Annotated in this window: 21 protein-coding genes and 1 tRNA gene; 11 read left to right on the top strand and 11 right to left on the bottom strand. The window is 69.0% G+C overall.

Going from position 1 to position 21,935, the window contains the following annotated elements; all coding sequences use genetic code 11:
• Position 1 precedes the first annotated feature (1 nt).
• Entirely contained in the window at positions 2 to 607 is a 606-nt protein-coding gene (dcd, locus tag KV396_RS05130; RefSeq protein WP_247624321.1) for a dCTP deaminase, read from the bottom strand.
• Between the two features lie 145 nt (positions 608 to 752).
• Between dcd and KV396_RS05135 the strand changes: the two genes are divergently transcribed.
• The 3 genes from KV396_RS05135 to KV396_RS05145 all read left to right on the top strand — a co-directional run bounded on the left by KV396_RS05135 (position 753) and on the right by KV396_RS05145 (position 2,427).
• Positions 753 to 1,172, top strand: a complete 420-nt coding sequence (locus KV396_RS05135; RefSeq protein WP_247957066.1) for a hypothetical protein — start codon at positions 753 to 755, stop codon at positions 1,170 to 1,172.
• A 266-nt stretch (positions 1,173 to 1,438) separates the two neighbouring features.
• Complete coding sequence (locus KV396_RS05140; protein WP_247957067.1) at positions 1,439 to 1,810, top strand: hypothetical protein; 372 nt, start codon at positions 1,439 to 1,441, stop codon at positions 1,808 to 1,810.
• Between the two features lie 209 nt (positions 1,811 to 2,019).
• Positions 2,020 to 2,427 (top strand): hypothetical protein, encoded by a 408-nt coding sequence (locus KV396_RS05145; RefSeq protein ID WP_247957068.1) that lies wholly within the window; start codon positions 2,020 to 2,022, stop codon positions 2,425 to 2,427.
• Positions 2,428 to 2,509: 82 nt separating this feature from the next.
• Here KV396_RS05145 and KV396_RS05150 read toward each other — a convergent pair whose 3' ends face one another.
• On the bottom strand, positions 2,510 to 3,187 hold the full coding sequence (locus KV396_RS05150) for a GAP family protein (protein ID WP_247957069.1): 678 nt from the start codon (positions 3,185 to 3,187) through the stop codon (positions 2,510 to 2,512).
• Positions 3,188 to 3,290: 103 nt separating this feature from the next.
• On the opposite strand from KV396_RS05150, the gene KV396_RS05155 reads away from it, so the two are divergent.
• From KV396_RS05155 to KV396_RS05165, 3 genes are all read left to right on the top strand, one after another.
• Positions 3,291 to 3,364, top strand: a tRNA-Gly gene (locus KV396_RS05155).
• Between the two features lie 113 nt (positions 3,365 to 3,477).
• A complete protein-coding gene (locus KV396_RS05160) occupies positions 3,478 to 5,328 on the top strand; it encodes an AMP-dependent synthetase/ligase (protein ID WP_247957070.1) in 1,851 nt (616 codons plus the stop codon).
• Positions 5,329 to 5,355: 27 nt separating this feature from the next.
• Positions 5,356 to 6,279, top strand: a complete 924-nt coding sequence (locus tag KV396_RS05165) for a DUF1295 domain-containing protein (protein WP_247957071.1) — start codon at positions 5,356 to 5,358, stop codon at positions 6,277 to 6,279.
• Between the two features lie 39 nt (positions 6,280 to 6,318).
• Here the strand turns inward: KV396_RS05165 and KV396_RS05170 are convergent, their stop codons facing one another.
• Positions 6,319 to 6,813 (bottom strand): sigma factor-like helix-turn-helix DNA-binding protein, encoded by a 495-nt coding sequence (locus KV396_RS05170; protein ID WP_247957072.1) that lies wholly within the window; start codon positions 6,811 to 6,813, stop codon positions 6,319 to 6,321.
• Between the two features lie 239 nt (positions 6,814 to 7,052).
• On the opposite strand from KV396_RS05170, the gene KV396_RS05175 reads away from it, so the two are divergent.
• Positions 7,053 to 8,411: an MFS transporter gene (locus KV396_RS05175; protein WP_247957073.1), complete on the top strand. Its 1,359-nt coding sequence runs from the start codon at positions 7,053 to 7,055 to the stop codon at positions 8,409 to 8,411.
• Between the two features lie 16 nt (positions 8,412 to 8,427).
• On the opposite strand, the gene KV396_RS05180 is transcribed toward KV396_RS05175, so the two are convergent.
• The gene (locus tag KV396_RS05180) at positions 8,428 to 9,054 is read right to left on the bottom strand and encodes a DUF1684 domain-containing protein (protein WP_247957074.1); all 627 of its coding nucleotides are present in this window, start codon (positions 9,052 to 9,054) and stop codon (positions 8,428 to 8,430) included.
• Positions 9,055 to 9,142: 88 nt separating this feature from the next.
• On the opposite strand from KV396_RS05180, the gene KV396_RS05185 reads away from it, so the two are divergent.
• From KV396_RS05185 to KV396_RS16805, 3 genes are all read left to right on the top strand, one after another.
• Entirely contained in the window at positions 9,143 to 9,820 is a 678-nt protein-coding gene (locus KV396_RS05185; protein WP_247957075.1) for an alpha/beta fold hydrolase, read from the top strand.
• Positions 9,821 to 9,878: 58 nt separating this feature from the next.
• Positions 9,879 to 10,649 carry a hypothetical protein gene (locus KV396_RS05190; RefSeq protein ID WP_247957076.1) on the top strand — a complete coding sequence of 257 codons (771 nt, stop codon included), beginning with the start codon at positions 9,879 to 9,881 and terminating at the stop codon, positions 10,647 to 10,649.
• A 166-nt stretch (positions 10,650 to 10,815) separates the two neighbouring features.
• Positions 10,816 to 10,941, top strand: a complete 126-nt coding sequence (locus tag KV396_RS16805; RefSeq protein ID WP_281732843.1) for a hypothetical protein — start codon at positions 10,816 to 10,818, stop codon at positions 10,939 to 10,941.
• Between the two features lie 130 nt (positions 10,942 to 11,071).
• Here KV396_RS16805 and KV396_RS05195 read toward each other — a convergent pair whose 3' ends face one another.
• Entirely contained in the window at positions 11,072 to 14,383 is a 3,312-nt protein-coding gene (locus KV396_RS05195; protein ID WP_247957077.1) for a discoidin domain-containing protein, read from the bottom strand.
• A gap of 50 nt (positions 14,384 to 14,433) precedes the next feature.
• The gene (locus tag KV396_RS05200) at positions 14,434 to 15,351 is read right to left on the bottom strand and encodes a peptidylprolyl isomerase (protein WP_247957078.1); all 918 of its coding nucleotides are present in this window, start codon (positions 15,349 to 15,351) and stop codon (positions 14,434 to 14,436) included.
• A gap of 146 nt (positions 15,352 to 15,497) precedes the next feature.
• Here KV396_RS05200 and KV396_RS05205 point away from each other — a divergent pair, with 146 nt between their 5' ends.
• Positions 15,498 to 17,327 (top strand): glycoside hydrolase family 35 protein, encoded by a 1,830-nt coding sequence (locus tag KV396_RS05205; protein ID WP_247957079.1) that lies wholly within the window; start codon positions 15,498 to 15,500, stop codon positions 17,325 to 17,327.
• Positions 17,328 to 17,330: 3 nt separating this feature from the next.
• On the opposite strand, the gene KV396_RS05210 is transcribed toward KV396_RS05205, so the two are convergent.
• The 5 genes from KV396_RS05210 to KV396_RS05230 all read right to left on the bottom strand — a co-directional run bounded on the left by KV396_RS05210 (position 17,331) and on the right by KV396_RS05230 (position 21,871).
• Complete coding sequence (locus tag KV396_RS05210) at positions 17,331 to 18,356, bottom strand: LacI family DNA-binding transcriptional regulator (protein WP_247624309.1); 1,026 nt, start codon at positions 18,354 to 18,356, stop codon at positions 17,331 to 17,333.
• 80 nt (positions 18,357 to 18,436) lie between these two features.
• Positions 18,437 to 19,879, bottom strand: a complete 1,443-nt coding sequence (locus KV396_RS05215; protein WP_247957080.1) for an alpha-L-fucosidase — start codon at positions 19,877 to 19,879, stop codon at positions 18,437 to 18,439.
• Positions 19,876 to 20,079 (bottom strand): DUF6903 family protein, encoded by a 204-nt coding sequence (locus KV396_RS05220; RefSeq protein WP_247957081.1) that lies wholly within the window; start codon positions 20,077 to 20,079, stop codon positions 19,876 to 19,878. Before KV396_RS05220 ends, KV396_RS05215 begins: the two co-directional genes overlap by 4 nt.
• Entirely contained in the window at positions 20,076 to 20,966 is an 891-nt protein-coding gene (locus KV396_RS05225; RefSeq protein WP_247957082.1) for a carbohydrate ABC transporter permease, read from the bottom strand. The genes KV396_RS05220 and KV396_RS05225 overlap by 4 nt, the downstream gene beginning before the upstream one ends.
• Positions 20,966 to 21,871, bottom strand: coding sequence for a carbohydrate ABC transporter permease (locus tag KV396_RS05230; protein ID WP_247624305.1), 906 nt, complete (start codon positions 21,869 to 21,871; stop codon positions 20,966 to 20,968). Before KV396_RS05230 ends, KV396_RS05225 begins: the two co-directional genes overlap by 1 nt.
• Between the last annotated feature and the right edge of the window lie 64 nt (positions 21,872 to 21,935).

Genomic DNA, 21,935 nt, shown 5'->3' on the forward strand with positions numbered 1-21,935 from the left:
GTCAGCCTCCGAGGGCTCCGACGTCTGTGACGCCGACGTCTGTGCGATGGAAATTCTGGAAGGAACGGGATGCCGTCGGCCCCCGCTGTCCCTGGTACCGGTTGCCGTAGGGGCCGGAGCCGTAGGGGTTCTCGGCGGGCGAGGTCAGGCGGAAGAAGCAGAGCTGTCCGATCTTCATGCCCGGCCACAGCTTGATGGGCAGGGTCGCGACGTTGGCGAGTTCGAGAGTGACGTGTCCGGTGAAGCCCGGGTCGATGAACCCGGCGGTGGAGTGGGTGATGAGGCCGAGGCGTCCGAGCGACGACTTGCCCTCGAGGCGGGCGGCGACGTCGTCGGCCAGGCTGACCTGCTCGAACGTCGCTCCGAGTGCGAACTCGCCCGGGTGCAGGATGAACGGCTCGTCGGGGTCGACCTCGATCAGGCGGGTGAGCTCGGGCTGATCGACCGAGGGATCGATGAAGGGGTACTTGTGGTTGTCGAACAGCCGGAAGTACCGGTCGAGCCGCACGTCGACGCTCGACGGTTGCACCATCGCCGGGTCGTGCGGCGAGAGCCCGATCTTGCCGGAAGCGAGTTCTGCCCTGATGTCGCGATCGCTGAGAAGCACGGGTTCAGCCTAGTTGCCGCATGGTTCGCGCTCACGAAGTATGCCCGCATTCGACGACCGAATCGGGAATCTCGACCGTCAAGCCTTGTGGCGCACTCCGTTGAGTGCGTCGTCCATCGATGAGTGAAGACCGGAGACGAAGAACATGTCGACGCCTGTTCAGAGCAGCACACTGCAGGAAACGAAAACGAAGAAGAAGAAGAGGAAAGGCCGGTGGCAAGCAGTCCTGCTCGCCGGTCTGATGATCGCAGGCTCGGTCGCCGTGCCGCAGGCCGCGGATGCGGCGTGGGGACATAAGAGCTGTCCCGGCTCTCGGGTGTGCATCGTGGCGATGAACACGACCAGGCCGGTTCTGACCATCGCGACAAGGGGGAAGTACGAAATCGCGCACAAATACACGGTGCGAACCGCAGGCGGAAAACTCCTCTGCAGCGGGCGAACGGCGACGTATTGGGAAAAGTATCCGCGTTGCAACCTCAAGGGCTACATAGGGCGGGTCCGAGTGACGGTGGCGCAAGGTTGGCACCCCAACTTCAGCGTCACCATCGAGGACGACGAGAGCTAACCGATCTTCTGCCTCTGATCGAGGCGGGACGTATGCCGCCGCACCTGCCCCCGGCACGAGATGGCTGAATCCCTGAAGGCCCTCGTCATCGGTGAGGCGATGGATGCTCGCGTCCGTCGCCTCACCGATGAAATCGACACCTCCGTTCACGTCCACGAAGTATGCCCGTATCCGACGACCGATTCGGGAATCTCGACCGTCTGGACTTATGACGCGCTCCCCCGGGTGCGTCATCCATCAATGATGACTGGAGAAGAAACATGTCGATGAAGACGAAGAAGAACCGTTGGGCCGCGATCGCACTGGCCGCCCTCGTGGTGGCGGGTGGAACCGTGGCTGCGCCGCAGGCGGCGAGCGCCTATACACAGACCGCGACCTGTGCGAAGTGGTTCTCCACGGACCAGTGCGCGACGTACGTGAACGCGAAGAAGAGTGTGAAGTTCCGGCTCTCCACCGACTCGAACCAGGGCTCGCACCGGTACACGGTCCGCACTCCCGGCGGGCGCCTGCTCTGCAAGGGCGACATCGCTCCCAACGCGGGCAGCAAGAGCTGCTGGTTCGGCACGTACACCGGACGCGTCAAGATCACCATCGAGAACAAGTGGGGCGTGGAGGAGAAGATCGTCGTTCTGCGGTGATCGCTCCGACGTGACCTCGAAGAAGCGCGCCTCCGGATCCCCCTCCGAAGGTGCGCTTCTTCGTCGGCCCGAGGTGCGTTTCATAAGCCTCGAAGAGGTGAACGGAAGGTATGCCCGTACGCGACGACCGATTCCACCTCCGACGACGTCACACAGTCAGCGGGCTCGCCGAGCCCGCTATCCCCGATTGATGAAGACCGGAGAGACCTATGCTCACGAACACGAAGAAGAAAGTCAGCCGCTGGCAGGCGCTCGCGCTCGCCGCACTCGTGCTGGCTGGCGGATCGATCGCCGTGCCACAGGCGGCGGATGCCGCGACGGCAAAGACCAAGACGACCTACTGCTACATCGGGACATCCGTGTGCAAGCAACGCGTAGCGATGAAGTACAAGGGATCCGCCACGAGAACTCTGATCATCTCGACCTCCAGCAACTTCATCCTTCCTCCGTACAACTACCGTGTGGTCGACCTGGACCGCGGCAAGGTGCTCTGCAAAGGAAAGACCTCGAACTTCTCGGCCGCAAAATGCAGGATCTCCGATCGATCGACCACGTTGTCGATTGAAGTGACCCAGGAGCCAGCTCGCCAGGTGAGGCTCATCACCAAGCTCTACTGAACAGCAGGAGAACACGAGAGGCGCACCTCCGGCATCAGCCGGGGGTGCGCCTCTCGTCATGACGCATCGCGCCCCGCATCCGCTACGGCCAGAGGATGCCGATACTGCTGCCGACCGCCGAGAAGCCGAGCACCAGGAACAGCACGCACATGATGGTGTTGTTCTCGCGGCTGAGCCACACGTGCAGCGCCGCGAGCGGTGCGCGCAGGCGGTCGGCGGCGATCGCGTAGGCGACGACGGGGACGAGCACGGTGGATGCCGCGATCACCGCGAACACCACGATCGGCACGAGCAGCTCGGTGCCCTCGAGGTCGGAGACGCCGAGGTCGATGGCGACGCTGAGGCTGAAGATGTAGGTCTTGGGGTTCACGGCCGAGAGGAAGAGGCCGAACCGCAGCGCCGCGGCGAAGTCGAACGCGTCGACCTTCTGCATCCATCCCGGCAGCTTCGGCTCCTCACCGGGCTTCGGGCGCTTGCGCCACTGGCCCACCGCGAGCACCACGAGCAGCACGCCGACCACCAGCTTGGCGAGGCCCGCCGGAACACCGGGTTCGGAGTCGTCGCGGTCGGGCAGGAAGGTCGACAGCGCCGTGAGCACCCCGATCACCACCAGGATGCCGACGATCCACCCGATCAGGAACCCGAGGCTGCTCGTGCGCGCCTTCGGGCTCAGCAGGGTGAGGATGACGACGATGATCGGCAGCGGACTGATCGCGATGCCGAGCGCGAACGGGAGAAGCTCCCCGACGACACTGCCCATACCGACATCATGGCGCGGATCCGGCGAGCCGCGTGAGCGCTTTGGTCGCGGGCCGGGCGGCAGGTAGGCTGGCGTCACCCCGTTCCGCGAGGATGCGGGGTTCGGGGCTGTAGTTCAATGGTAGAACTTCTGCTTCCCAAGCAGACAGCGCGGGTTCGATTCCCGTCAGCCCCTCCACTCGAACCCCCGGGACACACCCGGGGGTTTTTCCGTCCCATCCGAATCCCCACCGGCTCCGAACAGCACCCGATGGGCGGCTCCGGCGCGCCCGCAGACCGAGAGGAGCCCCGATGATCGAGTCGTCGACCCCACCCCTCGCCGCCCTCGACGGCTACCGCAACGTCACCGACCTGCTGGTCCGGCGCGAAGCGGATGCCCCCGATCACGTCGCCTTCGAGGTCGACCGCAACGGCGGCTGGCAGCCGGTCACCACCCGGGAGTTCGCGAACGAGGTACGGGCCCTCGCGAAGGGGTTCATCGCCCGCGGCATCCGCACCGGCGATCCGATCGCGATCATGGCGCCGACGCGCTACGAGTGGGCCGTCGCCGACCTCGCCACCTGGTTCGCCGGCGCCGTCGTCGTGCCGATCTACGAGACGTCGTCACCCTCGCAGGTGAACGCGATCGTCGCCGACGCCGGTGTGCGCCTCGCGATCGGCGGCACCCCGGCGCACGCCGAGCTTCTGCAGGCGGCGCTCGCGCACGCCGACGCACCGACGCTCGGCGCGTGGACGATGGATGCCGACACCCCGCACGATTCCGGCCCCGGAGCCGCGGCATCCGGAACCCTCGACGACCTGGTCGCGTCGGGCACCGACGTCGCCGATGACGAAGTCGAGGCACGCCGAACGCACGCCACGCAGGACGCCCCCGCGACCATCGTCTACACCTCGGGCACCACGGGCGAACCCAAGGGCGTCGTGCTCTCGCATCGGAACTTCCTCGGTCAGGTGCTCAACATCGCCGCCGCGTACCGCGAGATCGTGAACGAGAACGGCAACACCGTCATCTTCCTGCCGCTCGCCCACGTGCTGGCCCGCGGACTCCAGCTGATCTGCCTGGCCAGCGGCATGCGCATCGCGCACCTCTCCGACCCGTCCACGGTCGTCTCGACCCTCGACACGCTGCGCCCGACGTTCCTGGTCGTCGTGCCGCGCGTGCTGGAGAAGATCCAGGCGGCCGCCGCCACGAAGGCTGCGGACAAGGGCCTGAGTCGTGTCTGGGAGAAGGCTCACGAGACGGCCGTCGCCTGGGGCCGCCGCGCCGAGCGGATCGACGCGCGTCGGAGAATCCCGAACCGCCGCGGACTCCGTCTGCGCCACCGTTTCTTCGACGCCCTCTTCTACCGCCGCCTCCGCACCGTGATGGGCGGGCGGGTCGGCTACATCCTCTCGGGCGGAGCCGCGCTCGACCCCGAGCTCTCGCTCTTCTTCCGCGGCCTCGGCGTGCCCGTCATCGAGGGGTACGGGCTGACCGAGACGACGGCGCCGCTCACCGGCAACCTGCCGGGCCTCATCGCCTCGGGCAGCGTCGGCACGCCCCTGCCCGGACTCACCGTGCGCATCAGCGACGAGGGCGAAGTCCTCGCCCGTGGAGTCGGCGTCTTCGACGGGTACCGCAATCCGGCCCACGACGCGGATGCCTTCATCGACGGGTTCTTCCGCACCGGCGACCTCGGGCGACTCGACGACCAGGGCCGACTGTTCCTGGAGGGTCGGCTCAAAGACGTGATCGTCACCTCGAACGGCAAGACCGTCGTGCCGACCCGCTGGGAAAGCACGGTCGAAGCCGATCCGCTGGTCTCGCATGCGGTGATGGTCGGCGAGGGAAAGCCCTACCTGTCGGCACTGCTGCTCCTCGATCCCGAGCAGACGCGGGCCTGGGCATCCGCCGAAGGCATCGCCCTCCCCTCGGGTCCGATCGACGACATCCGCACGGTCGCCGATCCAGCGCTGCGCGCCCACCTGCAGCGCGCCGTCGACGCCGCCAACGCACTCGTGGCGCACAGCGAGCAGGTGCGCCGCTTCAGCGTCGTGCTCGCCGACCTCGACGACCGCGAACTCGTCACCCCCACCATGAAGCTCAAGCGGAACGTCGTGCTCGATCGCGCAGCCGTCACCGTCAACGACCTCTACCTCTGAACCCCCCTGCGAAACGGAAAGAACGCCATGTCGTCGCCGACGCCCACGAACACCCGCTCCTCGCGCACCTCGCTGATCGCGATCGTCGCCGCCCTCGTCATCGGCGCGCTCGTCGCACTCGCCGGTAGTCAGAACGGCGCATCCGTCGGCGGCATCCCGCTGTTCGCGGTCGCGGTCGCGGCGGCGTTCGTCATCCAGATCCTCGCTTTCATCCCCGCATTCCTCCTGCGCACCGAGCGCTTCTTCGACCTCACCGGCAGCGCTACCTTCTTCGTGATCTCCGTGGTTCTCGTGCTGCTGACGCCGATGCCCGACGCGCGCAGCTGGATCCTCGCGGGCATGGTGATGCTGTGGGCCGCGCGCCTCGGCTCGTTCCTCGCCATGCGCGTGCACAAGGCGGGATCGGACGGCCGATTCGACGAGATCAAGGGCTCGCCGCTGCGCTTCCTGCAGGTGTGGGTGATCCAGGGCGCGTGGGTGTCGTTGACGGCGGCGGCCGCGTGGATCGCGATCAGCACGGATGCCGCGGCCCGGCCGCCCCTCGGATGGCTGAGCATCGTCGGGGTCGTCGTGTGGGCTCTCGGCATGGTGGTCGAGATCGTCGCCGACGCCCAGAAGTCGGCGTTCCGGAAGGACCCGCGCAATCGGGACGAGTTCATCCGCACCGGCCTGTGGTCGCGGTCGCGCCACCCCAACTACTTCGGTGAGATCGTGATCTGGGTGGGAGTCTTCATCACCGCCGCGCCGGTGCTCACCGGGTGGCAGTGGGTCGCCGTGCTCTCGCCGCTGTTCGTGATCCTGCTGCTCACGCGGGTCAGCGGCATCCCGCTGCTCGAGGCGCGCGCCGAGAAGAAGTGGGGCGATCGCGCCGACTACATCGCCTACCGCGACAGCACGCCGGTGCTGGTGCCGCGTCTCACGCGGCCCCGGGTGAGCGCGACGGCGCGGTAACGAGTCCCTCGTCGGCCGGTCGGTCGGTCCGGCAGACCGTCAGCTGGCGAGGTCGGCGATGCGCTCGGGGCCGGACTCGCCCCGAATGTTCGTGAGCGCGGCGCGCGTCAGCGCGCGAACGATCGCGAGGGTCGTGCCGGTCACCGATGCGATCTCGACCTGGGAGAGACCGAAGTAGTGTGCGAGCGCGAGGCATCGGCGCTGCTCATCCGGCAACGGGCGCCAGGCCCCCGGAGCGCGCCGGGCCACCGACTCCGCGTAAGCGATGTCCGAGATCCACCCGATCACGGACCCCCGCGTCGAAGCGCCCTCGTGCGCGCGACGCCATATCTCGAGGTATGTCGACTGAAGGGCTTCATCGCTGACCGTCGGGTCGTCGACGACGTCGCGGATGAGACGCAGAACCGGAACGCAGGTGAGGTCGTACACCTGGGCGATGGCCTCCTGATCCCCGCCTGCCGCAGCCTCTACGAGCTTCCGCAGCAGCGCCTCGTCATGCCCCGCGGGGACCTCGACCACGACTGCGGCATCCATGCTCCGATGGTTCCACCCCGGCGCGATCTCCCGGGAGCCATTGAACGCACGACTGAATGCTGCTATCACCGACCGGCCGCGCTGGACGCCGCGCATGTGCGGAGCACTCATTTCGAGCGTCCGACCCTGTGCCCTGGGCACATGAAGACCTGTGGACGATCTGTCTAGCCTGAGTGAGGTTCGCGCGCCCACCGACGGACGTCGGCGCGCGGACCTCCACCTCGACACACAGGAGTGCCATGGACATCGACATCGCCGACGACATCGATCGCCCCGGTCTGGACCCCCGCGCACAACGCCGACGGGCCGTCATCGGAAGCTCGGTCGGAACCATCATCGAGTGGTACGACTTCACCCTCTACGGACTCGCATCGGCTCTGGTCTTCGCGCCGCTGTTCTTCCCGGGCGGCGGCGACTTCGCCGGCCTGCTGGGGGCATTCGCGACGTTCGCCGTCGGCTTCGGCGCCCGCCCGATCGGCGGCCTCGTGTTCGCGCACTTCGGAGACCGGATCGGCCGCAAGGGCACCCTCCTGGCCACGCTCCTCATGATGGGCATCGCGACGACCCTCATCGGCCTGCTGCCGACCGCCGAGACCATCGGCATCTGGGCACCCATCCTGTTGATCGTCCTGCGCCTCTTCCAGGGCGCCGGCGCGGGTGCGGAGTTCGCCGGCGCGATGACGATGGCGAGCGAGTCGTCCGACACGCGCAACCGAGCCTTCATCGCGGGTTTCCCCGGAGCATCCGTCTACGTGGGCATGGCACTCGCCACCGCCACCTTCGCCCTCATCAGCCTGCTGCCGGTCGAGCAGTTCCAGGCCTGGGGATGGCGCATCCCGTTCATCGCGAGCATCGTGATCGTGGCCTTCGCGCTGTACTTCCGCCTGCGCGTCAAGGAGACCGCGGCGTTCGAGGCCGCCGAGCGCGATGGCGAGGTGACGCGTGCGCCGCTGGTCACGGCGGTCCGCTCGCACTGGCGCACCCTGCTCGCCGGCATGGCGCTGTTCGTGTTCGCCCTGCCCTGGGTCTACGTCGTGCAGACGTTCTCGATCTCGTACACGACCGGCACGCTCTCGGTGAACCCCACGCACGCTCTCATCGGCCTCATCGTCGCGGAGTTGCTCACCATCCCCGCCACCCTCGGGTTCGGGCGTCTCGCCGACCGCATCGGCCGCAAGCCCGTGCTCATCGGCGCGGCGATCTTCGCGATCGCCTTCGCGTTCCCGATGTTCATGCTCTTCCAGACCGAGAACTCGGTACTGGTCGCACTCGGCCTGATCCTCGGTCTGGCCATCGTGCAGGGGGCGACGATCGGCGTGTCCGCGGCGATGCTGGCGGAGCTCTTCCCCACCCGCATGCGCTGGAGCGGCATCGCGATCTCGCGCGAGATCCCGGCCGCCCTCGTCGGCGGCACCGCCCCGCTGGTCGCCACCGCGCTCGTCGGCCTCTCCGGCGGCGCTCCCTGGCTGGTCGCCGGCTACCTCGTCGGCCTGAGCGTCATCGGACTGATCGGCATCTCCGTGCTGCCCGAGACGCTGCACCGGGCGGATGCCGCGGCTCCGGTCGACGCGGCCGACGAGTCGGTCTCCACGAGATGAGGTCTGCGAGGAGAGCTCAGCCCGCGTACATCTCCCCCACCGGCACCGCGATGGGGAGCACGTTGCCGGGCTGGGCGAGCGGGCAGGCCCACGCCGGGTCGTAGGCGCACGACGGGTTGTACGCGAAGTTGAAGTCGAGCACGAGCGTTCCGCCCGCGGCATCCGATCCCAGGTCTGCGCCCTTGATCGTGTCGACGAGGTAGCGCCCGCCGCCGTAGGTGCCGTCGGGCTTTCCGGCGAGCGCATCACGCACCGGGATGAACAGCCCGCCACCGTACGTCGTCAGCCGCCACACGTCGAGCGATCCGGCATCCGGCACCTCGACCCGACCGATGCGCTCGAAGGGCACGACGCCGTCGGTGCCGGTCGCGAAGTCGAACCCGCCCGGCTCGGCCTCGAGGATCGGCAACTCGAACCGCCACTGCGCGTCGTACGAGGCGATCGGCAGCCCCTCGAACATCACCCGGTCCTCGGGCAGCAACGCCGTGGCCGGATGGTGCAGCATGAGGTCGTCTCGTTCGATGCGCCACAGCTCGTGGGCGTCTTCGGGCGAATCGGCCTCGCGCACGGCGGCGTAGAGGGCGAAGACACGGCGTCGCCAGTCGGCGACGTCGAGGGCGGTGCGCGATGCGGGGGTCGACATGCGTCCAGGCTACGGGGGTTCGCCCGCGCCGGGGCGGGCGAACCGAAACGCCTGGTGCGGATGCCGTGCGCCGGACTACCGTGACCCCATGGCGACCTTCGCGCTCATCCACGGCGGCGGATCGACGGGCTGGGACTGGCACCTGGTCGCGCCGCACCTCGAACGCGCCGGGCACGAGGCGGTGGCGGTCGACCTCCCGACCGAACGATCGGATGCCGAGCTCTCCGACTACGTGCGCACGGTCGTCGAGGCCGTGGGCACCCGCGATCACGTGATCGTCGTCGGCCATTCGCTCGGCGGCTTCACGGCGCCCCTCGCCGCGGAGGCGCTCGAGGCGGACGGACTCGTGTTCTTCTCGGCGATGATCCCGCAGCCCGGCGAGACCTTCATGGAGTGGTGGACGAACACCGGCCACGACCGCGAAAGCATCGACGACGACCCCGAGGTCTCGTTCTACAACGGTGTGCCGCGGGAGCTGGCCGACGAAGCGCGTCGACGCGAACGGGACCAACAGGGCGCGTGGCTGTCGAAGCCGTGGCCCGGCGATCGCCTGCCGGCCATCCCGACGATCGGGATCGTGTGCACCGACGACAACTTCTTCCCGGCGCCGTTCATGCGCCGGGTCGTGCGCGAGCGCCTGAGGTCCGAGCCCGTCGAGGTGCCCGGCGGGCACTACGCCGCCCTCACCCACCCCGCCGAGCTGGCCGGCGCGCTCGACCGGTTCGCCCGCGGGATCGACCGGGCGCCGATGGAACGTGGAGCGTGAACATCCGATTCCGGACCGCGTGCGAATGAATGTTGGGCCAGCCGGGAAGGATGAGGGGGTGCCCGAGCTGCTCCCTCCCCCGCCCGACCGCGAGCCCGACATCGCCGACGACTTCGCCGACGGCCCCGACCCCGACCTGTGGGTGACGAGCTACCTCGCGCACTGGACCACGCCGGAGCGCGCGGAGGCGCGATACGAGACCGGGCCAGAGGGGCTGGTGCTGCGGATCGACGCCGACCAACCCGACTGGCGGCCGGAGGACGCCCCGATGCGGGTGTCGAACCTGCAGACCGGATCGTTCAGCGGACCCGTCGGATCGACCCGAGGCACGCACCGGCACCGCCCCGACGGGCTCACCGTGCGCACCGCCGTTCCGACGCGGCTGTCGTGGGCGCCCCGCCGCGGGCGCGTCGACATCACGGTGAGCGCGAGCGATGACCCCGGATGCATGCTCGCGGCGTGGCTCGTGGGCACCGAGCAGGAGTCGGAGCGCGACCGCGGAGAGGTCTGCATCTTCGAGATCGATGCGCGGCCGGGCGCGACGGGGTGGACGGCGCGCTGCGGCATCAAGGCGCACGGCGACGACCGGCTCGTGACCGACATGGTCGAGGTCGCGCTCGATCACGACGCCCGCACCCCGCACACCTGGACCGCGGTCTGGGGAGACGGCGAGACGGTCATCGGCTGCGACGGCGTCGTGGTGTTCCGCGCGGCCCAGGCGCCACGGCATCCGATGTTCCTCATGATCGACCTGTTCGAGCTCGGGGAGCCGGGCGGCGAGTACCCGAAGACCGCGGTGATCCACGCGGTGCGCGGCTGGAAGGTGTGACGTAACGCACTGATCGGTGCGAAACGCCGGCAAAGGAGCGCCAGAAGCGGCACTCTGCACCGATCGGTGCAGGAGAACGGGCATGGGGACGAGGGAGTCAACCCCCTGCGCGGACGCGTCGGAGCGGACGTACGGTGCAGGTCCACTCACCCAGAAGGAGGACGACATGAGCGATCCCGTGAGCAACGACCTGCACGACGACGACCACCAGAACACGCAGGGCACGCCCGGCGCCGACGAGGAGGCCGACACGGCCTCGGGCGGCGCGCCGGAAGAGCCCGACGAGGACTGACCGTCCGCTGAGGGGTCGAGACACGCCGCAACCGCCCTCGCGCGCGGCGTGTCTCGACCCCTCAGCCGTGTGCGGGAATGACAGGGGCGGGGTCGCACCCACGACCCCGCCCCTCTTTCATCCCCTCCGGTCAGGAGGCATCCGCCTCCGACGCGTCGGCCAGGACGGACCGACGACGCCGCACCATCAGCACACCGAGCGCGAGGAGAAGCGCTGCGGCGATGCCGACGGGCACCACGGGGAAATCGGAGCCGGTCGACGCCAGGCCATCGGGGCCGGCCGCAGCCGCTCCACCGGCGGGGCCACCGTTCGACCCACCGCCCGGCGCACCGTCGGTCGGTGCCGCCGTCACGGTGACCGCGAGCGACGCGAGCCCCGAGCGGCCGGTGGCGGTGAGCGTGTGCTCTCCGACATCGACCGAGTCCGGAACGGTGACGATCGCGGCGGCCGTGCCGTCGGCACCGATCGTGAGGGTGGCGAGGAGGACGGGCTCGGAGTGCAGCACCAGCTCGACCTCCTCACCCGCGACGAATCCGGCGATGTCGATCGTCGTCGGCACGCCGATCCGCAGCGCACCCCCCTCCACCGAGATGCTCCGCGCGGGGGTCTCGCCCTCGCCCGGATCCACCTCGGCGATCGCGGTCGAGAGCACTCCCGCGACCTCTTCCACCGCCACCTGGGTGACCTCGGCATTGCCGGAGCCGGGGGTGGTGCGGTTCACCTTCGCGACGAGCGCCCGAGCGTCGTCGAGGGCCGCATCGAGCGCGGCATCCGACACCGATGCGGCGAGCGCATCGCCCTCGGCGATCAACGCCTCGATCTCGCTCGTATCGACGATCTCCACCGTGACCCGCACGGGGTTGCCTGCGCTGAACTCGAAGATCAGCCCCGACGTCCCGAGCATCTTGTCGGCGTAGAAGGCCGGGGTCAGCCGGTAGACGCTGACGCCCTCCGCACCGGCGGTGACGGTGTAGTCGTCGGCGTCGAGCGATCCGACGACCGCTCCCGACGTCGTGACGTAGCGGATCGCGTCGAGCGTGGCGCCGTCGGCATCCGCGGTGAACTCCACCAGGTTGTTCGGGTTGTCGGCCTGCGCGGGGTTGCGGTCGAACACGCCGATCGCGGGCGTGACGACCGGCTGGGCGTCGTCGGCGTTGCGGTAGACCGAGATGCGCGTGAGCGTGGGCTTGTAGACCTCGCCGGGCAGCATGCTCGTGATCGAGAGGCGCAGCTTCGACGAGGTGACCGTGCCGAAGCCGTCGATCACGGCGTCGCGACCGATGCCCGAGTCGCGGGTGACGAACGCCTCCCACTGCTCGGTCTCGGCGTTCCAGCTCTGCAGCGCGAAGTCCTTCACGCGCAGCCCCGTTCCGGAGTCCGTGAACTCGTCGAGCACGACCTCGTCGAACGCGGTCTCGGCGCCGAAGTCGATGTCGATCGTCAGCGGGAACGTGGCGTCGTCCGCGGCCGCCCAGCGGGTGGTCGGGTCGCCGTCGACGAGCTTGTCGGCCGAGAGCACGAAGTTCTGGTGCGGATGCGTCGAGCTCGCCGTCGCGGTCTTGCCGAGGGCCAGGTCGACGCGGGTGTCGACGCCCTCCTCCTCGATCGGGTCGTCGTCGACGGGGTTCGTCACCACCGGGCCGTTCGCCGTCTCGTGCAGACCGATGTCGGGGGCGTCGCCGCGGTACGAGGGGTCTCCGAAGAAGTCGAACTCGCCGATGCGCTCGTTGTAGCGGCCGGCGTCGACCAGCGGCGATGCGTCGTCGAGGCGGAAGATGCTCGCCGACTGCCGGATGTTCTCGACACCGGCGCCCTGCGCATAGTCGGCGGGGTCACCGACGAAGAGCGGGTCGCCGATGACGGCCCGGTCGTCCTTCGGCTGCTGCGTCGAGTACTCGCCGCTCGCCTCGTAGTAGGCGTTGTTCGAGAACACCGCGCGGTCGAGGCCGCCCGGCTTCGCCGCCCACGTGGTCGTGTCGGTCGTGGAGGTGTTGTAGAAGATGTTGTTCGCGAAGTAGACGCGGTCCTTCAGCACCTCGTCGTGCACCGACTCGAGGATCGACCCGTCGTAGACGAACACGTTGTTGAGCACGTACGTCGGCGAGTAGTTGCTCGACAGCATGTTCTTCCAGATCACGCCGTTGTCGTTGACGCTGAGGTTGTACCGGGCGACGGAGTTTCCGCTGTTGCCCATGTACGCCATCCAGCCGCCCTTGTTGTCGTGCGAGTAGTTGTACTCGTAGGTCACGTCGAAGTTGGTGAACTCGAGGTCCCACGGGGTGGCGTCGTACTGGTTGGCCGGCCCGTCGTAGATCTCGTTGAACCGCATGACCGACTCGGCGCCGGCCCAGAGGTAGAGCCCGGCCGAGACCTGCTCGTAGCGCTGCAGCCAGCCGTTGGCCTCGTTGTACTCGGCGAGCAGGTTCTTCGTGTTCGCGAACTGGTACGGCCCCTGGCCGATGCTCTCGGCGTAGTTGTGGGCGATGTGCACGTTGCGGCTGTAGAGGTCGCGGTCACGCACCCAGAGCTGTTCCCACCCCTCGTGGAACTTGCCGGTCTCGTCGTTGTATCCGACCTGGTCTCCGAACCAGTTGAAGCCGAACTGGATGGCGTGCAGCTCGACGCGCTCGAACGTGTTGTTCACGATCTCGATGTCCCGGAAGTAGTGGCCGCCGGTCGCGTACGCGCCGTACTGCTGCGAGCCGAACACCTGGAAGTTCACACCGCCGTAATGGATGCGCTGCCAGATGCTCGGGCCGTCGATGTCGTGCACGTGGAGATCGCGGATCACGATGCCGTCCATGATCGTGTCGGCACCGGCGGGGAGCAGATCGGCGTTGATCGAGACCGAGACCCCGTCGCGCACGTAGGAGCCGCGCGTGATGTCGGTGGCGAAGTCGTCGTCGTTGCTGAGCTCCAGGTTCGCGATGTGCACGTACTCCTGGTTGCGCAGGTTCACCGCTCCGGTGAGGCCGACGGTCTGGACGTTCTTGGTCGTGCCCGACGTGAAGGGGCTGGGCACGTTGCCGTTGGTGGCGATGTAGGGCAGGCCGTCCTCCGGGTCGCCGTAGGCGTCGATGACGATGGGCTTGCCCGCCTCGCCCGATCCCTTGGGCCAGAGCTGCTGGTCGCTCCACGTCTCGCCGCCCTTGAGCAGGATGCGGTCGCCGGGAAGGAAGGTGGTGTCGTTGGCCTTGGCGAGCGACTTCCAGGCGGTCGCCTCGGAGGTTCCGGATGCCGCGTCGTCACCGCCTGTGGCGTCGAGGAAGTAGTCGGTGCCGCCGTAGGGGTTCGCCGTGGCGCCCGCCCAGCCGGCGTCGGTGACGTCGGCGACGGCGGGGGCCGCGGCGACGCCGGCGAGGGCGGTCGTCGCGAGGATGCTCGTGAGGGCGAAGGCGCCGAAGCGTCGACCTCGATGTCTCGGGGGGCGGTGTCGTGTCATTGCGGGTCCCTTCTTCGGAGGTTGCTGCGGGGGCAGGACGGCGGGGGCCGTCAGTCGGAGACGTTCTGGTGGGCCCGGGCCTCGGCGATCGCCGCGGTGAGCTTCTCGTCGAGCAGGACGCTGCGGATGCGTTCGCGGTAGCGCTCGTAGGCGGCGTCGGCATCGACCTCGCGGGCATCGACGCGGTAGGCCGCCCAGCCGGATCGCGAGGGTTCGGGACCCGCCGTTCCGCCGATGTCGGCGGCACGGATCGCGGCGGCGGTCTCGGGGTTCCACAGGCCGTCGACGAGCTCGGCATCCGCGACGGTGATCGTCTCGACCTGCACGTCTGCGGTGTCACCCGTGGCCAGTGCGCGTTCGAGGATCGCCTGCGCGGCGGCCGGGTCGGCCTCGTCGGTGCGGAGGCGGGTGAGGGTGTGGGTCGTCGCGGCGGATGCCCACTCCGACGATTCGGCATCGAAGCGCGCGCGCACCTCGTCGTCGCCGACGGCGAAGCGGGGGTCATCGGAGGAGAGGAGCGCGCGGGCGGTCGCCTCCCGGATGTCGGTGAGGCTCTTGGAGTAGAACGTGCGGGCGCTGTAGGAGATCGGGCCGTAGACGACCTCGCCCGCGCGCTGCGCCTCGGCGCGTGCGGCGTTGACCTCGTCGAGCGCATCGAGGATGTCGGCCGGGCGCTCGAGGTCGGTCGCCCCGACCGCGCGGGCGACCTCGAGGAGCGCCAGGTCGTCGCGGAGGGAGTCGATCGCCGCCGCGCGCACATCGGCGTCATCACCGCCGGCCTGCTCGGCCGCGCGGCCGGCGCGATCGACGCCGATCGCGAGCTCGTCGTCGGTGAGCACGATCCCGTCGATCTCGGCGCGCGCCGGCGATGACACGGTCAGCGGGATCGCCACTGCGGCGACCGCCGCGAGAGCGAGCACACCCGCACCCCAGGCGGCGAGTCGCCGCCGATGCTGCCGTCTGTCCACGCTGTCTCCCTCGTCGGATCCGTGTTCAGGAGGATGGCACAGATTGTGATCGATCACAACAGTTGCAGGCGACTCTCCTCAGAATCCATGATTCCTCGGAATATCAAGAGTGATATCGATGCCAATTTGCCCCCATAATGGATCTCATGCCTTCTGCACTCGTCACTCCCGCGTCTGACGCGACCGTTCCGGCGCCCGCCGCGCCGACGCTCTCCTGGGCCGGGAACCGCCTCCTGCGCGAGGGCACGCGCACCCGCATCCTCGCCGGGTCGCTGCACTACTTCCGCGTGCATCCCGACCAGTGGCGCGACCGCCTCCAGCGGCTGCGCGACCTCGGCCTGAACACGGTCGACACCTACGTGCCCTGGAACTTCCACCAGCCGAGCCCCGACGACGCTCCCGACTTCACCGAATGGCGCGACATCGTCGCGTTCCTGCGGATCGCGGCCGAGGTCGGACTCGACGCGATCGTGCGCCCCGGGCCCTACATCTGCGCGGAGTGGACCAACGGCGGCCTGCCCACGTGGCTCACGGCATCCGGCATCCCCCTGCGCACCGCCGACCCGCGCTTCCTCGACGCGGTCGACGCCTGGTTCGCCGCTCTGCTCCCCCGCCTCACCGACCTGCAGGCCAACGTCGGCGGCCCGGTGATCGCCGTGCAGGTCGAGAACGAGTTCGGCAGCTACGGCGACGACCCGTCGTACGTGGCCGAGGTCGCGCGGCTCCTGCGCGCGCACGGCGTCACCGAGATGCTCTACACAGCCGACGGCCCGACCGACCTCATGCTCGACGCAGGCATGCTGCCCGACACCCTCGCCGCCCTCACGCTCGGCTCGCAGCCCGGCGCCGCGCGCGAGCTCATCCGCCGTCGCCGCCCCGATGAACCCTTCTTCGTCGCGGAGTTCTGGAACGGATGGTTCGACCATTGGGGCACGGCCCACCACGTGCGCGGCACCGCGAGCGCGGCCGGCACGCTCGCCGGCATCATCGAGGACGGCGGCAGCGTCAGCATCTACATGGCCCACGGCGGCACCAACTTCGGCCTCTGGTCGGGCGCGAACCGGGTCGACGGGCGGTTGATGGCGACGACGACGAGCTACGACTCCGACGCGCCCATCGCCGAGGACGGCACGCTGACGCCGAAGTTCTTCGCGATGCGCGAGGTGCTCGGTGCCACCGAGCCGGTGCGCAGCGCCCAGCCAGAATTCCTCGCGCCTCAGCGGATCGACGTCGCGCGCGGTGCCGACCTGCCGGCGGTCCTGGATGCCGCCGCCACGGGGCCCCGCCGAGTCGCGGCCACGAGCAGCTTCGAGGAGCTCGGCACCGACGACGGCTTCGTCCGCTACACGGCCGACACGCTCCTGCCCGATCGCGAGCTGCGTCTGGTCTTCGAGCGCATCGCCGACCGCGCCTTCGTCTTCGTCGACGGAGAACCCGTCGGCGAGATCGAGGAGCGCGGCGAGATCGTCGTACGCGGTCACGGCGCCCGCGCCCGCATCGTCGTGCTGGTCGAGAACCGCGGACGCGTGAACTACGGATCATCGATCGGCGAGCGCAAGGGGATGCTCGGCCCCGTCCTGGTCGATCGCCGGATCGTGCAGCACTGGGAGGCATCCGCCGTCGACCCCACGACCTTCGACCTCGAAGCCCTGCGTGCCCCCGCGCAGCCCGACACCGAACGGCCCGACACCGAACGACCCGGCCTCGCCACGGCATCCTTCGACATCACCAGCGCCGTGCGCGACACGCACCTCGCCCTCCCCGGCTGGGGCACGGGACTCGTCTGGGTCAACGGGTTCCTGCTGGGCCGCTACTCCGAGGTCGGACCGCAGCAGACGCAGTACGTGCCCGCACCCCTGCTGCGCGCCGGCACGAACGAGATCGTGCTCCTCGAGCTGCGCCGCCGCGGCGGGGCGCTCGAGTTGCGGGCGACGGCCGAGCTCGGCCCCGAAGAGGAGTACGTCGAGGAGTTCTGAGCGTCAGCGCGCGGGCGGCGCCGTGCTGCCGCGCACGATCAACTCGGGCGCGATGTGGGCGTTGCGCTGCTCGTCGGCGTCGCCGTCGAGTTCGGCGATCACCCGCTCGACGGCGAGTTCACCCATGCGCTCGAACGGCTGGCGCACCGTCGTGAGCGGCGGCGACAGGTACTGGGCGACCGGGATGTCATCCATGGCGACCACCGAGATGTCGCCGGGCACGTCGCGCCCCAGTTCGCGCAGCGCGTGGATCACGCCGATCGCCATCTCATCGGACGACACGAACACGGCCGTCGCGTCGGCCACCCGGCCGAGCACGAGACCGAGCTGATAACCGGATGCCGGGGTCCAGTCCCCGTTGAGCACGGGGGGCGCGGTCTTGCCGGCCTCCGCGAGCGCCGCGGCCCACCCCTGGGTGCGGCCCGAGGCGTCCTTCCAGTTCGCCGGACCGGCGATGTGCCACACGGTCTCGTGCCCCAGGTCGATGAGGTGCTGCGTGGCCAGGCGTCCGGCGGCCTCCTGATCGAGGTCGACCACGACGTCGGCCGCCGAGGTGTCGGCATCGATGACCGCGGTCGGGATGCCGTGGACGGCCTTCGCGAGTGCGGGCTCGTCCCAGATCGGGACGGCGATCACGAGGGCGTCGACGCCCTGGTCGCGCAACCGCCCGATGCCGCCGGCGATCGCCGCGGCCGAGACCGAGGTCGTGCCGGCAGAGGAGACGAAGTAGCCGCGGGCGCGCGCGGCGCGATGGATGCCGAGCATGATCGAGCTCGCCGCGTACTGATCGGATTCGTGGGTGAGCACGCCGATGGTCATGCTGCGACCCGTGACGAGGGCGCGCGCGAGACCCGTGCGGCGGTATCCCGTGCTCTCCACGGCGTTCTCGACCTGCAGTCGGGTCACCTCCGAGACGTTGGGGTGATCGCGGAGCACGCGCGAGACGGTCTGCGGAGACACTCCCGCCAGGGCGGCGACATCCGCCATGGTCGGAGGGCGGACGCGGCCCGCGCTGGTGGTCTTCGGCATATCCGTTCCGGTGGGATCGACAGCGCCCCTGGTGGCGTGTTGCCTCATGTTAGCGGATGTGATCGGTGCCGCCGCGGAGGTCACCAGGCACCCGTCCGACGGAACACCCGCACCTGCGAAAGGGCCACGGGACCGCGGCATCCGACGATCTCGACCTCGACCGCGCGCACGCCGTCGACCGCGGCATCGACGATGCGCTGGGCACCCACCGACGCGCCGCTTCGCTCCGCGAGCACGGTGCCGTCGGCGCCGCGGAAGCGCACGACGAAGCCGTCGACGCGCTGACCCTGCACGATGTCCTCCCGCAGGGCGACGCCGGCGATGTCGGCATCCGTCTCGAAGCGCAGCACCACGGATGCCGGCACGTCGTCGGCCTCGACCCGCCACACCCCGCCGGGCCCGGGCGCCGCCGACAGCGACGACGCCGAGAACTCGGCCACGGCCGTCGCGGCGATGTCGCTCTCGTCGAGCGAGCGGATGAGCTCGCCGAGTCGCGCGAGCATCGCGCGGTCGGACTCGGCGATGTGACCGGTGGCCGCGGGCGGCACGTTGAGCAGGAACGTCGCGTTGCCGCCGACGCTGCGACGGTAGATCTCGAAGAGCTCCTCGGGCGAGCGCACCGCGTCGTCCTCGGCGGGGTGGTGGAACCATCCCGGTCGCGTCGACGTGTTCACCTCTGCCGGGTACCAGACCAGCGGATCCGTCGATGCGAGGAGCGCGTCGCGGCCACCGAGGTCCTCCTCATCGCTGCGCACCAGGCGCGAGAAGAGACCGTCGTCGACCTGCTGCGAGCGCGACGCGGTCGACTCCGCCTCACGGAGCGATGCCGGGACGACGCTCCATTCCTCGGGCCGGGTGTCGCCGGCCTCGTTCCCGCACCACCGCACGTCCGGACCGCACACGCTGATGACGGCGTCGGGCTGCAGGCGGCGGACGAGTGCGTAGTAGCGGTCCCAGTCGTAGTACTGGCGCCGCCCATCCGCGCCCTCGCCGTTCGCGCCGTCGAGCCACACCGAGAAGATCGGCCCGTAGCCGGTGAGCAGCTCGGTGAGCTGAGCCACGAAGAAGTCGTCGTAGGGCGTGCCGGTGCCGTAGGTCGCCTCAGTGCGGTCCCACGGCGAGAGATACACCCCGAACGCGAGCCCCTCGGCGGCGCAGGCATCGGCGACCTCGCGCACGAGATCGCCCGAACCCCCGCGCCACGGGCTCGCCGCGACCGTGTGCGCGGAGTGCGCGCTCGGCCACAGGGCGAAGCCGTCGTGGTGCTTGCAGGTGAGGATCACCGCGGTCATCCCGGCGGCGGCGAGGTCGCGCACCCAGGCGCGCGCATCCACGTCGACCGGGTCGAACAGCGCGGGGTCCTCGTGGCCGAGTCCCCACTCACGATCGGTCATCGTGTTCATGCCGAAGTGCAGGAAGCCGTAGAACTCCCGACGCTGCCAGGCGAGCTGGCGTTCGGAGGGCACGACGGCGGCGGCCTCGGCCAGACGGGCGGTCTCGGTCGGACGGGATGCCGCGGTCAACGGTGCCTCCTGTTGAAGATCGCGAGCTGCGCGATGAGCACGGCGAGGGCACCGAGCATCGTCAGCAGCTGGGGCCAGCCGGTGGTCTGCTGGGCGACGATGATGGTCGTGATCGCGGCGACGAAGACGACGGCGTGGACGATGCCGACGACGAGCGCCTGCACGTCGATCACACGACGGGGAGTGGGACGACCGGTCATTTGATGCCTCCCCCGCCGACGGACTGCAGCAGTCGGCGCTGGACGATGAGATAGAAGACGATGACGGGCACCATGACGATGACCATGCCCGCGTAGAGCTGGCCGTAGTCCGCCGCCGCGCGCTGCGCCTGGAACAGGTTGAGGAGCCCGACCTGGACCGTCTTGTTCTCGCCCGGCATGAGGGTGAGCGAGATGATGAAGTCGTTCCAGTACGCCAGGAAGTTGAACAGCAGCGCGGTGTTGATCACGGGCGAGGCGAGCGGGAGCATCACCGACACCATCGTGCGCAGCCGGGAGCTGCCGTCGAGCGTCGCCGCCTCTTCGTACTCGACCGGGATGGTGCGGAAGAACGACGTCAGCAAGTAGATCGTGAACGGCAGCGAGGTGGCCGCGTAGACGAGCGCGAGCACCGCGAGGTTGTCGATGAAGAAACCGCCGCGGAGGACGTCCTTCAGCGCGCGGTCCCAGCCGAGCAGCATGAGGAAGATCGGGATGACGATGTAGTTGACGTTGATGAACAGACCGGCGAGCATCAGCACCTCGACGACCGACTTGCCGCGGAAGTCGAAGCGGGCCATCACATAGGCGGCGGGCACCGCCACGACCAGGCAGATCGCGAGGGCGAGCGCCGTCACGAGCACCGAGTTGACGAAGTACTCGCCGATGCGCGCGTTGACGAACGCCTGCACGAAGTTCTCCCAGTACACGCCGAGCGGAATCGCCCAGGGGCTCTCGTAGAACTCGGGCTTGGTCTTGATCGAGGCCATGAAGACCCAGGCGACCGGGATGAGGATGGCGAGGGAGATCGCGCCGAGCAGGATGTTGACCAGCACGCGGTAGGTGCGATCGCTCGCCGCGCGGCCTCGGGTCGGGGTGAGGAAGGCCATCAGAACTGCTGCACCTCTCGCTTGGTTGACCGGTTGATGATGAGCGCCAGGGCGAACGAGAAGAGGAAGATCACGACGCCGATCGCCATGCCGTACCCGTAGCTGGAGTTCGTGTACGCCTGCTTGTACATGTAGTTGAGCAGCACGTCGGAGGAGCCGTTGGGGCCGCCGTCGGTCATCGCCCGCACGAGCACGAACGCGAGGTTGACCGACGAGATGATGAAGAACGTGAGCGTGGTGCGCAGGGTGCCCCACACCAGCGGCAGCGTCACATCGAAGAAGCGACGGAAGGCACCGGCGCCGTCGAGCGCGGCCGCCTCGTAGACGTCGGCGGGGATCGAGCTCATCCCGCCCATGTAGAGCAGCACGTAGTAGCCGAGCGACTGCCACAGCATCGCGAGCGCGATGCTGTACATGATGATCTTCTCGTCACCCAGCCACACCTGGGCGAGGTTCTCGAGGCCCACGGTGCTGAGCGAGCCGTTGATCAGACCGTTCTTCTGGTCGTAGACGGCGGAGAAGATCGCCGCGACGACGACGATCGAGAGCACGCTGGGCAGGTACAGCACGAAGCGGTAGAAGTTGCGGGCGCGGATGCGCGGGTTCACCATGATCGCCGCGATGCCCAGCGCCCCGGCCATCGTCACGATCGTCACGATCACGAGCAGCAGGATCGTGTTCTGGAACGAACGCACGAACTGCATGTCGCCGAGGAGGGCTGTGAAGTTGTCGAAGCCGATGAACGTCTGCGAGCCTCCGAAGCCGGTCCACTGGAACAGCGACATGCGGAAGACGTCGATGGTCGGCACGACCATGAAGACGACGTAGAGGACGAACGCCGGGAGCAGCGAGAACAGGATGAAACGACCGCGACCTCGGTGCATCGCGGAGCGGGTGTGGGCCACGGGGGTGTCCTTCGGGCGTGGGGATGGAAGCGGGGCCGCCGACGGATCGGCGGCCCCGCGGGGT

Origin of the sequence: Microbacterium galbinum (genome assembly GCF_023101185.1) — a bacterium.
Taxonomy (GTDB): domain Bacteria; phylum Actinomycetota; class Actinomycetes; order Actinomycetales; family Microbacteriaceae; genus Microbacterium; species Microbacterium galbinum.

Coding starts and splice junctions, on each gene's coding strand:
- KV396_RS05135 (WP_247957066.1), top strand. CDS start 753: ATGTCGACGCCTGTTCAGAGCAGCACACTGCAGGAAACGAAAACGAAG.
- KV396_RS05140 (WP_247957067.1), top strand. CDS start 1,439: ATGAAGACGAAGAAGAACCGTTGGGCCGCGATCGCACTGGCCGCCCTC.
- KV396_RS05145 (WP_247957068.1), top strand. CDS start 2,020: ATGCTCACGAACACGAAGAAGAAAGTCAGCCGCTGGCAGGCGCTCGCG.
- KV396_RS05150 (WP_247957069.1), bottom strand. CDS start 3,187: ATGGGCAGTGTCGTCGGGGAGCTTCTCCCGTTCGCGCTCGGCATCGCG.
- KV396_RS05160 (WP_247957070.1), top strand. CDS start 3,478: ATGATCGAGTCGTCGACCCCACCCCTCGCCGCCCTCGACGGCTACCGC.
- KV396_RS05165 (WP_247957071.1), top strand. CDS start 5,356: ATGTCGTCGCCGACGCCCACGAACACCCGCTCCTCGCGCACCTCGCTG.
- KV396_RS05170 (WP_247957072.1), bottom strand. CDS start 6,813: ATGGATGCCGCAGTCGTGGTCGAGGTCCCCGCGGGGCATGACGAGGCG.
- KV396_RS05175 (WP_247957073.1), top strand. CDS start 7,053: ATGGACATCGACATCGCCGACGACATCGATCGCCCCGGTCTGGACCCC.
- KV396_RS05180 (WP_247957074.1), bottom strand. CDS start 9,054: ATGTCGACCCCCGCATCGCGCACCGCCCTCGACGTCGCCGACTGGCGA.
- KV396_RS05185 (WP_247957075.1), top strand. CDS start 9,143: ATGGCGACCTTCGCGCTCATCCACGGCGGCGGATCGACGGGCTGGGAC.
- KV396_RS16805 (WP_281732843.1), top strand. CDS start 10,816: ATGAGCGATCCCGTGAGCAACGACCTGCACGACGACGACCACCAGAAC.
- KV396_RS05195 (WP_247957077.1), bottom strand. CDS start 14,383: ATGACACGACACCGCCCCCCGAGACATCGAGGTCGACGCTTCGGCGCC.
- KV396_RS05205 (WP_247957079.1), top strand. CDS start 15,498: ATGCCTTCTGCACTCGTCACTCCCGCGTCTGACGCGACCGTTCCGGCG.
- KV396_RS05210 (WP_247624309.1), bottom strand. CDS start 18,356: ATGCCGAAGACCACCAGCGCGGGCCGCGTCCGCCCTCCGACCATGGCG.
- KV396_RS05220 (WP_247957081.1), bottom strand. CDS start 20,079: ATGACCGGTCGTCCCACTCCCCGTCGTGTGATCGACGTGCAGGCGCTC.
- KV396_RS05225 (WP_247957082.1), bottom strand. CDS start 20,966: ATGGCCTTCCTCACCCCGACCCGAGGCCGCGCGGCGAGCGATCGCACC.